General features: G+C 67.5%; 12 protein-coding genes and 2 tRNA genes. 4 read left to right on the forward strand and 10 right to left on the reverse strand.

All coding sequences use genetic code 11. From position 1 onward, the window contains the following. Positions 1–86: 86 nt before the first annotated feature. Positions 87–1298 (reverse strand): N-acetylmuramoyl-L-alanine amidase, encoded by a 1212-nt coding sequence (locus B6K69_RS02735; RefSeq protein ID WP_108642690.1) that lies wholly within the window; start codon positions 1296–1298, stop codon positions 87–89. Positions 1299–1366: 68 nt separating this feature from the next. Further along, positions 1367–2515 carry a pyridoxal phosphate-dependent aminotransferase gene (locus B6K69_RS02740; protein ID WP_108642691.1) on the reverse strand — a complete coding sequence of 383 codons (1149 nt, stop codon included), beginning with the start codon at positions 2513–2515 and terminating at the stop codon, positions 1367–1369. Positions 2516–2593: 78 nt separating this feature from the next. Between B6K69_RS02740 and B6K69_RS02745 the strand changes: the two genes are divergently transcribed. After that, positions 2594–3337: a DsbA family protein gene (locus tag B6K69_RS02745; RefSeq protein ID WP_108642692.1), complete on the forward strand. Its 744-nt coding sequence runs from the start codon at positions 2594–2596 to the stop codon at positions 3335–3337. Between the two features lie 93 nt (positions 3338–3430). Here the strand turns inward: B6K69_RS02745 and ispG are convergent, their stop codons facing one another. From ispG to B6K69_RS02765, 4 genes are all read right to left on the reverse strand, one after another. Beyond that, positions 3431–4555: a flavodoxin-dependent (E)-4-hydroxy-3-methylbut-2-enyl-diphosphate synthase gene (gene ispG, locus B6K69_RS02750; RefSeq protein ID WP_108642693.1), complete on the reverse strand. Its 1125-nt coding sequence runs from the start codon at positions 4553–4555 to the stop codon at positions 3431–3433. A gap of 92 nt (positions 4556–4647) precedes the next feature. Beyond that, positions 4648–5844 (reverse strand): helix-turn-helix domain-containing protein, encoded by a 1197-nt coding sequence (locus tag B6K69_RS02755; protein WP_164681864.1) that lies wholly within the window; start codon positions 5842–5844, stop codon positions 4648–4650. Between the two features lie 116 nt (positions 5845–5960). After that, positions 5961–7190 (reverse strand): 5-aminolevulinate synthase, encoded by a 1230-nt coding sequence (hemA, locus tag B6K69_RS02760; RefSeq protein WP_108642694.1) that lies wholly within the window; start codon positions 7188–7190, stop codon positions 5961–5963. A gap of 116 nt (positions 7191–7306) precedes the next feature. Then, entirely contained in the window at positions 7307–7708 is a 402-nt protein-coding gene (locus B6K69_RS02765) for a hypothetical protein (RefSeq protein WP_108642695.1), read from the reverse strand. Between the two features lie 112 nt (positions 7709–7820). Here B6K69_RS02765 and B6K69_RS02770 point away from each other — a divergent pair, with 112 nt between their 5' ends. Both B6K69_RS02770 and B6K69_RS02775 read left to right on the forward strand, forming a co-directional pair. Beyond that, complete coding sequence (locus tag B6K69_RS02770; RefSeq protein ID WP_108642696.1) at positions 7821–9194, forward strand: M20/M25/M40 family metallo-hydrolase; 1374 nt, start codon at positions 7821–7823, stop codon at positions 9192–9194. After that, positions 9191–9634 (forward strand): GNAT family N-acetyltransferase, encoded by a 444-nt coding sequence (locus B6K69_RS02775; RefSeq protein WP_108642697.1) that lies wholly within the window; start codon positions 9191–9193, stop codon positions 9632–9634. Before B6K69_RS02770 ends, B6K69_RS02775 begins: the two co-directional genes overlap by 4 nt. Before the next feature lie 101 nt (positions 9635–9735). On the opposite strand, the gene B6K69_RS02780 is transcribed toward B6K69_RS02775, so the two are convergent. The 4 genes from B6K69_RS02780 to B6K69_RS02795 all read right to left on the reverse strand — a co-directional run bounded on the left by B6K69_RS02780 (position 9736) and on the right by B6K69_RS02795 (position 11425). Next, positions 9736–9963 carry an RND transporter gene (locus B6K69_RS02780; RefSeq protein WP_123876518.1) on the reverse strand — a complete coding sequence of 76 codons (228 nt, stop codon included), beginning with the start codon at positions 9961–9963 and terminating at the stop codon, positions 9736–9738. A 118-nt stretch (positions 9964–10081) separates the two neighbouring features. After that, positions 10082–10158: transfer RNA gene (locus B6K69_RS02785), tRNA-Asp, on the reverse strand. Between the two features lie 168 nt (positions 10159–10326). Further along, positions 10327–10403 (reverse strand) — tRNA-Asp (locus tag B6K69_RS02790). 83 nt (positions 10404–10486) lie between these two features. Next, positions 10487–11425, reverse strand: coding sequence for a pirin family protein (locus tag B6K69_RS02795; RefSeq protein WP_108642699.1), 939 nt, complete (start codon positions 11423–11425; stop codon positions 10487–10489). A 177-nt stretch (positions 11426–11602) separates the two neighbouring features. Between B6K69_RS02795 and map the strand changes: the two genes are divergently transcribed. After that, a complete protein-coding gene (gene map / locus B6K69_RS02800; RefSeq protein ID WP_108642700.1) occupies positions 11603–12352 on the forward strand; it encodes a type I methionyl aminopeptidase in 750 nt (249 codons plus the stop codon). Positions 12353–12452: the final 100 nt, after the last annotated feature.

A 12452-nucleotide genomic window follows, 5' to 3' on the forward strand; every position in this document is an offset into this window, starting at 1 on the left:
CTATATCAGACGCACCCCCCCGTCAAAACCTTGGGGGCCTGTCCGGCCGGCCACCGCCTACAAACGTGAACTGTCCGCCGCCGCCTTCAGTCGGCGTTTTCCCGCAGCGCCCGGATCGCCGCATCCTGGTCGGCCCAGGCCACCAGCCCCTGTCGCAGCGCCTCGGCCATCCGGTCCCGCCAGGCCTTGTCGGTCAGCCGCTTCAGGTCGCGGGCGGAAGACAGAAACCCGACTTCGACCAGAACCGAAGGCATGTCCGGCGATTTCAGCACCGAAAACCCCGCCTCCTGATGCGGATGGCGGTGCATCCGAATGTCCGCGGCCTTGATCGAGGCGACCAGCGCCGTGGCCAGCCGTTCGACACGCGGCGCGGTTTCCGTCCGCGCCATGTCCATCAGAACCGAGGCAACCACATCGTCCTGATCCTTCAGGTCCACCCCCGCCAGCAGATCGTCGCGGTCATGCCGCTCGGCCAGCGCGGCGCTGGCCTCGTCGCTGGCCTCGTCCGACAGGGTGTAGATCGTCGCGCCCTGCGCCTCGCCTTCGGCCAGCGCATCGGCATGAAGCGACAGGAAGACCTGCCCGCCCGCCTTGCGCGCGATGGAAATCCGCGCTTCCAGCGGCACGAAGACATCATCGTCGCGGGTCAGCACCACCCGGAACCTCCCGTCGCGCGACAGCAGGTCTTTCAGCTCGCGCGCAAAAACCAGCATCAGGTCGGCCTCCTTCTGGCCGTCGCGTTCGGCGCCCGGGTCGATGCCGCCATGACCGGGGTCCAGCACCACCACGACCGGGCCATCCCCGCGCGCCGCCGGGGCCGGCAGGTCGCGCGCCGCAGGGGTTGCCCATTCCGGCGGCTCGGGCCGCGCCGCCTCGGCGGCAAAGGTGGGCGCATCGGCCGGGGTCAGCCGCAGCCGGATCACCGCGCCCTCAGAACCCGTCTGCATCTCGGACCGGGCCACCACCAGCGGCGCGGCCAGATCCAGCACCAGCCGGCTCCAGCCCGCACGGAACACGCCGGCCCGCACGGCGGAAATCTGCGGCGCCCGGGCCGGCACCGTGTCGATCCCGGTCCAGTCCACCTCGCGCACGTCCAGCACCAGCCGGGGCGGCCCGTCCAGCACCCGCACCCGCCAGGGCACCGGCTGGCTGATCGCCAGCGTCACCGACACCCCGTCCTCTCCGGCCGTGATCGACGATTGCGCCGCGTCCAGCCGCGCCAGCGCCGACAGCTCCTGCCCGAAGGCCGCCGTCAGCGTGGCCCAAAGCACGCCGATCATCAGAAGGATTGCCCGCATCGCCTGCCCGTTCTTTCGGCCCGGTTCATTCGGCCTGAAATATTCGGCACCGGGGCCGCAAAGTCCACTCACCTTCGTGCCATGAAGGCGGCCAGCCGTTCCAGCCCCTCGGCAATATCGGCCGTGGCGCGGGCATAGCTGAAACGCAGCGTCCGCGCCCCGCGCAGCGGATCGAAGTCGATCCCTGGCGTCACCGCCACCCCGGCCCCGTCCAGGATTTCCCCGGCGAAGGCCAGCGAATCCGTCGTCAGGTCAGACACATCGGCATAGACATAAAACGCCCCGTCCGGCGGCGCGATGCGGTCGAAGCCCGCCTTCGGCAGGCCCTCCAGCATCAGCCGCCGGTTCTCGGCATAGGTCGCCCGGTTCGCTTCAAGCTCGTCGATGCAGTCCAGCGCCGCCAGCGCCGCGATCTGGCTGGCATGGGGCGGGCAGATGAACAGGTTCTGCGCCAGCCGCTCCACCCGGCGGATCTGATCCTCGGGCACCACCATCCAGCCCACCCGCCAGCCGGTCATGCTGAAATACTTGGAAAAACTGTTGATGACCCAGGGGGTCTGGCTGATCTCCAGCGCCGAAACCGCGCGGTCGCCGTAATGCAGCCCGTGATAGATCTCGTCCGAGACGAAGGCCACGCCCCGCGCCTCGGCCCAGCCCACCAGCGCCGCCAGCGCGTCGTGCGTCAGCATGGTGCCGGTCGGATTGCCGGGCGAGGCAACGATCAACCCCTCGACCTCCAGCCCCGCCAGATCCTCGGGCACCGGCTGCAAGCGGTTCTCGTCCCGCGACGGCACGCCCACCGGCACCAGCGACAGCGCCCGCAGGATCTGGCGATAGCTGGGATAGCCCGGCTCACCCAAGGCCACGCGGTCGCCGGCCTCGAACAGCGCCGTGAAGGCCAGGATGAAGGCCGAGGATGACCCCGTGGTCACCACCACCCGCGCCGGGTCCAGCTCGACCCCGTACCAGCGCCGGTACAGCGCCGCGATGCCCGCCCGCAGCTCGGGCAGCCCCAGCGCCACGGTATAGCCCAGCGGCTGATCCAGCGCCCGCGCCAACGCCGCCCGCGCCCCCGCAGGCGCCCCCGTGCCCGGCTGACCCACCTCCATATGAATGATCCGCCGGCCCGCCGCTTCCGCCGCGCGGGCGCGTTCCATCACGTCCATCACAATGAAGGGATCGACATCGCCCCGTCTGGAACCCCGACTTGCACTCATCGCCGCCCGCCCTTTAAGGTTTGTGCCGATCCCCTGCCCCCGCTTCCGGCGCAGGTCAACCCCGCAAAAGGACACCCGATGCGTCTTGCCCTGACCCTTGCCGCCGCCCTGACCGCCACTTCCGCGCTGGCGGGCGGTCTTGGCGACATGACCCCGGAAGAGCGCGCCGCCTTCCGCGAGGAAGTGCGCAGCTACCTGATGGAAAACCCCGAAGTCATCGTCGAAGCCATGACCGAGCTGCAAACCCGCGAGGACAAGGCCGCCGCCGAACGTGACCTGCAGATGCTGGCTGAAAACAAGGACATCATCTACAACAACCCGGCTGACTGGGTGGGCGGCAATCCGCAGGGCGACATCACCGTCGTCGAATTCATGGATTACCGCTGCGGCTATTGCCGCAAGGCCTATGAAGAGACCGAGGAACTGGTGAAATCGGATGGCAACATCCGCTTCGTGCTCAAGGAATTCCCGATTCTGGGCGAACAGTCGATGCTGTCGTCGCAATTCGCGCTGGCGGTGAAGCTGCTTTATGGCGATGACGCCTACAAGGCCGCGCATGACGCGCTGATCAGCTTGCGCGGCGATGCCACCGCCGAATCCCTGGCGCGTCTGGCCACCGATCTGGGCCATGATCCCGCCGCCGTGGCGGAGAAGATGAAGGCGCCCGAGGTGATGGACATCATCAAGGCCAATCACGATCTGGCCACGCTGATGGAAATCAACGGCACCCCGACCTTCGTGATCGACCAGACCATGGTGCGCGGCTATGTGCCGCTGGACGGTATGCGCCAGATCGTTGACGGCCAGCGCAAGGACGGCTGACCCCGACCACCAGCCCGGACCCTGCAAAGGGTCCGGTCCCTACCGGCAAGATCCTTCCAAGGATCTTGCAAATTTCTTCGAAGAAATTTGCCGCTATTCCGCGGCCTGCGCTTCGGCCGCGTCCAGCTCCGCCGCCTTCTTCTCGACCAGCTCGACGATATGGTCGATCATCTGGTCGTTGCCCATGCGGTGGCTCTGCTTGCCGGCCAGATAGATCATGCCGTTGCCATTGCCGCCGCCGGTAAAGCCGATGTCGGTCATCAGCGCCTCGCCCGGGCCGTTCACCACGCAACCGATGATCGACAGGCTCATCGGCGTCTTGATGTGCTCCAGCCGCTTTTCCAGCGCCTCGACCGTCTTGATCACGTCGAACCCCTGCCGGGCGCAGCTCGGGCAGGAAATGATCTGCACGCCCCGCGTCCGCAGCCCCAGAGATTTCAGGATCTCGTAGCCAACCTTGACCTCTTCCACCGGGTCCGCCGACAGCGACACCCGGATCGTGTCGCCAATGCCGAACCACAACAGCGACCCCAGCCCGATGGCCGATTTCACCGTGCCCGACATCAGCCCGCCCGCTTCGGTGATGCCCAGGTGAATGGGCGCATCCGTCGCCGCCGCAAGCTGCTGATAGGCCGCCGCCGACAGGAACACGTCCGACGCCTTGCAACTGATCTTGAACTCGTGAAAGTCGTTGTCCTGCAACAGCTTGATATGGTCCAGACCGGATTCCACCATCGCATCCGGGCAGGGCTCGCCGTATTTTTCCAGAAGCTGCTTTTCCAGGCTGCCCGCGTTCACGCCGATGCGGATGGAACAGCCATGGTCCTTGGCGGCCTTCACCACCTCGGCAACGCGCTTCGCGTCACCGATGTTCCCGGGGTTGATCCGCAGGCAGGCCGCGCCCGCCTCGGCGGCCTCGATGGCGCGCTTGTAGTGGAAATGGATGTCCGCCACGATCGGCACCGGGCTTTCGCGGACAATCTCGCGCAGGGCGCGGGTGCTGTCCTCATCCGGGGTCGAGACGCGCACGATGTCCACCCCCACATCGGCCGCCCGCAGGATCTGGTCCAGCGTCGCCTTGATGTCGGTGGTCAGCGTGTTGGTCATGGTCTGCACGCTGATCGGGGCATCGCCCCCCACGGGCACCTTGCCCACCATGATCTGGCGGCTTTTGCGCCGCTGCACATCACGCCAGGGCCGGATCGGGTTGTGACTCATCTTCGCTCTCCGCGGGACCGCATCGGCAAGATACGGCGAAGGCCCGGCGCGGGCAACCGCGCCCGGCCCTGTGTAAACCGGAATTTACAGTGTCAGGGTGCGGCTTGTTGAACCGGCGCCGCGGCGGCCCCGGCATCGGCCGTCATGATCCGCGCCAGATCGTCATCGGCCGCCGGGTCGACCTGGGCATATTTCCCGGTCAGCGCCTCGGCCGACAGGGCAATATCCTTGGCCACATTGGCCCCCGGCGCCGCCGGACCATAGGTCACGCCGTTCACCAGGAAATAGACCGCGCCGGAATTGCCGGTGCGGAACACCGCGGCCTCTTCCAGCGGCGGCACCTGATAGCGTTCGCCCGCGTCCAGGATCTTCTCGAACAGCACCGTCCCGTCGGCCGAGCTGACGCGAACCCAAGCCGGACGCACCGCCAGAACCTCGACGCCGGGCTGCACATCGGCAACCACCTGCACCCCGTCGCCCGCCGCCGCGCCCTCAGGCCCGGCCGCTGCCGTGGTTGCGGTGCCCGCCATGGCGCCTGCGGCCCGCGGGTCGATGGCCGCAATCGGACCATCGCGCGACACCATCACCGGCACATCCAGCGCCTGCGGACGGTAAAGCCGGTCAATCATCTCGGCCCCGCCGGCATTGCCCGCCTGGGCGGTCTGCCCATTGTCCCGCACCGGCGCCGGTTTCGCGCCCTGCAGCGGGTCGATCTCGGCCACCACCACGGGCGCCTGATCCACCGGGGCCAGTTGCACGCGCTGCACTTCCTGCAGCACCGACCAGCCCCCGTAGCCGATGGCGCCGATCAGCGCGACCAGCACCGCGATAGACCCCACCGCGCCGGGTTCGATCCGGTGCAGCCAGCTTTCGGCGCGCGGAATGAACGACAGGTTCGGGTTGGCCAGCGGGTCCGCGAATTCGGATTGCAGGCGCTGCTCCCGCATCCGCTGCGGCGCGGCCGAAGCCGACATGCCATGCGCCACGGTGAAATTCGCTTCCTTGCTGAAGCGGGCAAAGGCCCAGTCCGGGTCCATGCCCAGATAGCGCGCATAAGACCGCACATAGCCCGCCACGAAACCGGGCGTTTCAAAGGCCGAAACATCGGCATTCTCGATCGCGGCGATATAGGTGGCCTTGATCTTCAGCTCGCGCTGCACATCCAGCAGCGACTTGCCCAAGGTGGCCCGCTCCCCGCGCATGACATCACCAAGACGCAATTCGAAATCGTCAAAGCCCTTGGGCTTTTCTTCTTCCTGCGTCTGAGGCTTGGCCCTCCAGCCGATCATGCGAACCCTGTCCCCTTGTTGCCTTTGTTCCCGAGTCGCACCGGGGCGCGACTCAGGTGGCTTTCTATTGCGGCAACGCTAACACAGGGCAAGCCGTTTTGCACATGCAGGACGGATCAGGCAGAAGCCTCGGCGCGATTCAGCGCACAAACTTGCCAGAGCGTATCCATCGCCTTCACAAGCTGGTCGATTTCCCCTGCGCCATGCACCGGCGACGGCGTGAAACGCAGCCGTTCGGTGCCGCGCGGAACCGTGGGGAAGTTGATCGGCTGGACATAGATGCCATGGTCTTCCAGCAGCATGTCCGAGATCATCTTGCAATGGATGGGGTTGCCGACGTGCACAGGCACAATATGCGACCCGTTGTCGATGATCGGCAGGCCCAGACCGCGCAGCCGCATCTTCAGGATCTTCGCCTGGGTCTGGTGCTTTTCGCGCAGCGCCCGGCCGCCCTCGCCCTTCAGGAACCGCACGCTGGCGGCGGCCCCGGCGGCCACCACGGGCGGCAGCGAGGTGGTGAAGATGAAGCCCGGCGCATAGGACCGAACGGCGTCAATCATCTTCGCACTTGCAGCAATATAGCCGCCGAAAACCCCGAACGCCTTGCCCAGCGTGGCGTTGATGATGTCCACCCGGTGCATCTGGTTGTCGCGTTCCGCCACACCGGCGCCGCGGTTGCCGTACATGCCCACGGCATGAACCTCGTCCAGATAGGTCAGCGCACCGAACTCCTCGGCGATGTCGCAGACTTCCTTGATCGGGCCGAAGTCGCCGTCCATCGAATAGACCGATTCAAAGGCAATCAGCTTCGGCGCCGCCGGGTCGTCCTTGGCCAGCAGCTCGCGCAGATGGGCCAGATCGTTGTGGCGGAAGACCCGCTTCTCGCCGCCGCCGCGCCGGATGCCTTCGATCATCGAGGCATGGTTCAGCACGTCGGAATAGATGATCAGCCCGGGGAAGATCGCCCGCAGCGTGCTCAGCGTGGCATCGTTGGCGATATAGGCGCTGGAAAACACCAGCGCGGCGTCCTTGCCATGCAGGTCGGCCAGCTCGGCCTCCAGCCGCTTGTGATAGACCGTGGTGCCGCTGATGTTGCGCGTGCCGCCCGACCCGGCGCCGGTGGCATCCAGCGCCTCGTGCATGGCCGCCAGAACCTCGGGGTGCTGGCCCATGCCCAGATAGTCATTGCCGCACCAGACGGTGATTTCCTTCTCGCTGCCATCGGGCCGCGTCCAGATTGCCTTGGGGAACTGCCCCTTGCGACGTTCAACGTCGATGAACGTGCGATACCGGCCTTCGTCGTGCAAACGTCCGATGGCTTGGTCCAGAGCGGCTACATAATCCATGGCTTCTTGTCCCTTGCGTTCCTTGCCGTTCCTTGCACGGCCCCCCCGCCTCGGACATTGACTTGCGTCAATCGCGCCCGGCGGGACAGAGGGCGAATTGTCGCCCCCCGCGTGTGTCATTTCCCGGCGGGCCCCACTTCCAGCACCAGAACGCAGGGCGCCTTGCCCTTGCGCGCGCCGTCACAGGCCTGCAGCGCCGCCGCGACGGCCGCCGCCGGATCGGCGAACCCGGCCAGCGCCGAGGCCGAGGGAACCGGCACGCCCTCGCGGATGAACCCCTCGTCCGGCGAAACGGCCATGGCCGCAAAGCCGCCCTTCGACGGCACGAAGACCTCAAGCGCGGTCTCGTTCGTCATCACAAGGCGCAGCGTCGCCAGCTCCTGCGCCGTCAGGAAGGGCTGCACATGCAGCGTCACCTGTGCCTTGCCCAGCCGGGCCGTCTCGGTCGGAACCGGCGCCTGGGCGAAAGCCGCCCCCGCCACAGCCACCAGAACCGCCGCCATCATGCCATGCCGCATCACTTGTTCCTCCTTGCGCAAACCGGCTCTGCCCATAGCGCATCACCCGGCCTCTGGACAGTCCCCCGCCGCCTGATAGGCTCACACCCCCAATCAAAGGATGGAGAGCCGGATGTCGCTGGACCAGGTGCTGACCCGCATCGACGAAACCTTGCCGCAGGCGCTGGACCGGCTGATGGACCTGCTGCGCATCCCCTCCATCTCGACCGATCCCGCCTTCAAGCCCGATTGCGCCCGCGCCGCCGACTGGCTGGTCGAAGACCTGAAATCGCTGGGCTTCGACGCCCGCGCCGCCGCCACGCCCGGCCATCCGATGGTGGTCGGCCACGGCGGCGAAGGCCGCCGCCACATCCTGTTCTACGGCCATTATGACGTGCAGCCGGTCGATCCGCTGTCGCTCTGGACCCGCGATCCCTTCGATCCCGTGGTCGAGGACGGCCCCAAGGGCAAGCTGATCCGCGCCCGCGGCGCCAGCGACGACAAGGGCCAGTTGATGACCTTCCTTGAGGCCTGCCGCGCCTGGAAACACGTCCATGGCAGCCTGCCCGGCAAGCTGACCATCTTCCTGGAAGGGGAAGAGGAATCGGGCTCGCCCTCGCTGGTCCCCTTCCTGCGCGACAACGCGCCCGAACTTTCGGCCGATCTGGCGCTGATCTGCGACACCGGCCTGTTCGAAGGCGCGGTGCCCGCCATCACCACCATGCTGCGCGGCCTGGCCAAGACCGAATTCACCCTGCACGCCGCCGACCGCGACCTGCACTCGGGCATGTATGGCGGTCTGGCCCGCAACCCGCTGCATGTCCTGTCGAAGATTCTTGCCAACCTGCATGACGAAACCGGGCGCGTGCAGGTGCCGGGCTTCTATGACGACGTGGCCGAACTGCCCGACGCGCTGCGCGCCCAATGGCAGGCGCTGGCCTTCGATCACGCCTCCTATCTTGGCGATGTGGGCCTGTCGGTCCCGGCGGGCGAACAGGACCGCACGCCGCTGGAAATGATCTGGTCACGCCCCACGGCCGAGGTGAACGGCCTCTGGGGCGGCTACAACGGCGCGGGCTTCAAGACCGTCCTGCCGGCCGAGGCGCACGCCAAGGTGTCCTTCCGCCTGGTCTCGCAGCAAGACCCGGCCAAGGTGCTGACCGCCTTCCGCGCCTGGGCCGAGGCGCAGCTTCCCCCCGATTGCCGCATCGAATGGCATGACGGCATCAACGGCGCCCCGGCCTCGGTGATGGAAATCGCCGACCCCGCGTTCGAGGCCGCCCGTCAGGCCCTGACCGAGGAATGGGGCCGCCCCGCCGCCTTTGTCGGCGCCGGCGGGTCGATCCCGGTCGCCGGGCATTTCAAGACCGAGCTTGGCATGGATGGGATGCTGATCGGCTTTGGCCGCGACGATGACCAGATCCATTCCCCGAACGAAAAATACGACCTCGAATCCTTCCACAAGGGCATCCGTAGCTGGGCGCGCATCCTCGCCCGCATCGCATGACGGTCCCGATCCGCGACATCGCCGCCCCGGACAAGGCGCAGTTCCACGCGCTGTGGCAGGGCTATCTCGACTTCTACGGCGTCACGCTGACGCCCGAAGTCACCGCCCGCACCTGGGCGCGGCTTCTCGACCCGGCCTCGCCCCTGCGCGGCCGGGTGGCGGCGAAGGGGAATGCGCTTCTTGGCTTCGCCCTGTCGCTGACCCATCCGTCAAGCTGGGTTGCGGGCGAAGACTGCTATCTGGAAGACCTGTTCGTCGCCCCGCAGGCGCGCGGCCAGGGGCTGGGCCGGGCGCTGATCGACGATCTGATCGCCCAGGCCCGCGCCCGGGGCTGCCACCGGCTGTATTGGCACACCCGCCACGACAACGCGCAGGCCCGCAAACTTTATGACAGCTACGTCCAGACCGATGACCATATCCGCTACCGCCTGACGCTCTGACCATCCGGCGGGCGCCTGCCCCGACTGCCCGCTTCCAGTTGGCCCAAATACCCCGGGGGGTCTTCGCGCCCGCGAAGACGGGGGCAGCGCCCCCCGCCCCCTCAGCCGCCCTGCCCGCGCCAGACCATGCGCGCCAGCTTGGCCAGCAGCGCGACCCAGGGCAGCGCGTGCAGCGCCAGATCGAACATGTCCAGCGGCCGCACCAGCGTGCCCGCCATCAGCATCTTCAGCTTTTCCCAGATATGCGGTTCGGGAAAGAACGGTGCCAGCCCCAGCGTCAGCGCCGCCAGCACGAACAGGGTCAGCGGCGTCTGATCAAGAAGCGACATGCGCAAGCCTCCGGTGCGGAACACCCCACACATATTCCATTGCAGGAATACAAAACAGCCCGAAAACGCCAAAGCCCGGCGAAAGCCGGGCCTGACGTGATAACGCAAAGGAAGAAAGTGGCGCGGTTGACGGGGCTCGAACCCGCGACCCCCGGCGTGACAGGCCGGTACTCTAACCAACTGAGCTACAACCGCGCGATGGGGGCCGGATAGACGCATCCGACGGGGGCGTCAAGCCGGAAACCGACCGGACCTTTGCGAAAGACGCAAGGCGCCGCCACCGGCCAAGCCGTTGAAACAACGGCAGATGCCGCGCCCCGCAAGGGGCTGGTCCGTCCGTCTGATCTGAAGGGGGGGAAGGAATGGCGCGGTTGACGGGGCTCGAACCCGCGACCCCCGGCGTGACAGGCCGGTACTCTAACCAACTGAGCTACAACCGCGCAATCCTCGGCCCGGCGAACCGGGCGTGGGGGGCTATCTACGCGGGGCCGCTGGCCGCGTCAAGCGCCCCTTGGGGGAAAAATCACCGCTCGGGCGCGGGGATGAATTCACCCTGATCGCCGGGCGGCAGGCGGAACCGCCCATGCGCCCAGTCCCCTGCCCGCCAGGCCTCTTTCGCGGCGTCGATCCGGTCCTTCGACGAGGCGACGAAATTCCACCAGATGAAGCGCGGCCCGTCCATCGTGGCGCCGCCCAGCAGCATGACCCGCGCGCCTTGCGCGCCGGCCCGGACCGAAACCCGGTCGCCGGGGCGGAACACCAGCATCCGGCCCGCCTCGAACACCTGCCCGGCGCAGGACACCTCGCCCTCCAGCACATAGACCCCGCGGTCCTCATGGTCATCCGGCAGCGGAATCGCGGCGCCCGGCGCCAGCACCGCATCGGCGTAGAACACCTCGGACGGCATCTCCAGCGGCACCCTTTCCCCCCAGGCATGGCCAAGAATCAGCCGCACCTGCTTGCCCTCGCCCTCCAGCTCGGGCAGCTCGGTCCGGGCAACATGGGCGAACCCCGCCGGATCATCCTCGCGGTCCTTCGGCAGCGCCAGCCAGGTCTGCAGGCCGAACAGCGTCAGCGGCGCCTTGCGCGCCTCGCCATCGGTGCGTTCGGAATGGGTGATGCCCTGCCCCGCCAGCATCCAGTTCACCGCGCCCGGCTCGATCCACAGATCGGTGCCCAGACTGTCGCGATGGTGCATCTTGCCCTTCATCAGATAGGTGACGGTCCCCAGCCCGATATGCGGATGCGGCCGCACGTCGATGCCCTGCCCGGTCAGGAACTCGGCCGGTCCCATCTGGTCGAAAAAGATGAACGGCCCCACCATCTGCCGCGCCGCCGACGGCAGCGCGCGCCGCACCTCGAACCCGCCCAGATCGCGGGCCCGCGGCACGATGACGGTCTCGATGGCATCGACGGCATCCCCGATCGGGATCGTGGGGTCGAGGGCGGGGTTCCAGCTCATGTCGGCCTCCTTGGCTTTGGGCAAGGATAGGCCGGATGCGCGCGCATTTCACCCCGCCCGTGCCGCGCCGCGCCTGTGCGGCAATGAACAGGTGAACCGCCCGGCCCGGGCAGCAGACCGTGGCCACCGCCCCGCCTTTCGCCTAACCTGCCCCGAACACCCCGGCAGGAGCGCCCGATGACCATCACGCAAGAGGACGAGCTTGAGGGCCTGCGCGCCATTGGCCGCATCGTGGCGAACACCATGCAAGCCATGTCGCGCGCCATGGAACCCGGCATGACCACGCGCGAGCTGGACGACATCGGCCGCGCCCTGCTGGAGCAGGACGGCGCTGTTTCGGCCCCCGAATCGACCTACGCCTTTCCCGGCGCCACCTGCATCAGCGTCAATGAAGAGATCGCCCATGGCATCCCCGGCGACCGCGTGCTGAAGCCGGGCGATCTGGTGAACATCGACGTGTCGGCCTCGAAGGACGGGTTCTTCGCCGATACCGGCGCCACCTTCCGGCTGGGCACCGTCCGCCCCCCGCTTGAAAGGCTGTGCCGCGACGGCCGGCGCGCCCTGCAGATCGGCATCGCACAGGTGGGCAGCGACAAGCCGATTGCCGGCATCGGCAACGCCATCGGGCGCTTTGCCAGCGACCGCGGTTATACGCTGATCCGCAATCTGGCCAGCCATGGCGTGGGCCGCTCGCTGCACGAAGACCCCAAGGAAGTGCCGACCTGGCCCACCCGCGGCGACCGCCGCCGGATGCCGCGCGGCCTGGTGCTGACGGTCGAACCCTTCCTGTCCACGGGCGGCCAGTGGGCCACCGAAGGCGCGGATGGCTGGACGCTTTACAGCGATCCGATGGCGCCGGTGGTGCAATATGAACATACGGTCGTCGTCACCGACCGCGGCGCGATCATCGTCACCCAGCCGGGCTGACCCCCGCCCGCGCGCCCGCCGACCGCCGTTCACGAAACACCAGATGTAACAGTAGTATTTCCGATTGTAACAGATTGGTGTCTTGGCTAGGCTCGACTCA

The sequence above is a fragment of the Pseudogemmobacter blasticus genome, assembly GCF_003071405.1.
GTDB classification, from domain to species: Bacteria; Pseudomonadota; Alphaproteobacteria; order Rhodobacterales; family Rhodobacteraceae; genus Pseudogemmobacter; species Pseudogemmobacter blasticus.

Coding starts and splice junctions, on each gene's coding strand:
- B6K69_RS02745 (WP_108642692.1), top strand. CDS start 2,594: ATGCGTCTTGCCCTGACCCTTGCCGCCGCCCTGACCGCCACTTCCGCG.
- ispG (WP_108642693.1), bottom strand. CDS start 4,555: ATGAGTCACAACCCGATCCGGCCCTGGCGTGATGTGCAGCGGCGCAAA.
- B6K69_RS02740 (WP_108642691.1), bottom strand. CDS start 2,515: ATGAGTGCAAGTCGGGGTTCCAGACGGGGCGATGTCGATCCCTTCATT.
- B6K69_RS02780 (WP_123876518.1), bottom strand. CDS start 9,963: ATGTCGCTTCTTGATCAGACGCCGCTGACCCTGTTCGTGCTGGCGGCG.
- map (WP_108642700.1), top strand. CDS start 11,603: ATGACCATCACGCAAGAGGACGAGCTTGAGGGCCTGCGCGCCATTGGC.
- hemA (WP_108642694.1), bottom strand. CDS start 7,190: ATGGATTATGTAGCCGCTCTGGACCAAGCCATCGGACGTTTGCACGAC.
- B6K69_RS02775 (WP_108642697.1), top strand. CDS start 9,191: ATGACGGTCCCGATCCGCGACATCGCCGCCCCGGACAAGGCGCAGTTC.
- B6K69_RS02795 (WP_108642699.1), bottom strand. CDS start 11,425: ATGAGCTGGAACCCCGCCCTCGACCCCACGATCCCGATCGGGGATGCC.
- B6K69_RS02765 (WP_108642695.1), bottom strand. CDS start 7,708: ATGCGGCATGGCATGATGGCGGCGGTTCTGGTGGCTGTGGCGGGGGCG.
- B6K69_RS02735 (WP_108642690.1), bottom strand. CDS start 1,298: ATGCGGGCAATCCTTCTGATGATCGGCGTGCTTTGGGCCACGCTGACG.
- B6K69_RS02770 (WP_108642696.1), top strand. CDS start 7,821: ATGTCGCTGGACCAGGTGCTGACCCGCATCGACGAAACCTTGCCGCAG.
- B6K69_RS02755 (WP_164681864.1), bottom strand. CDS start 5,844: ATGATCGGCTGGAGGGCCAAGCCTCAGACGCAGGAAGAAGAAAAGCCC.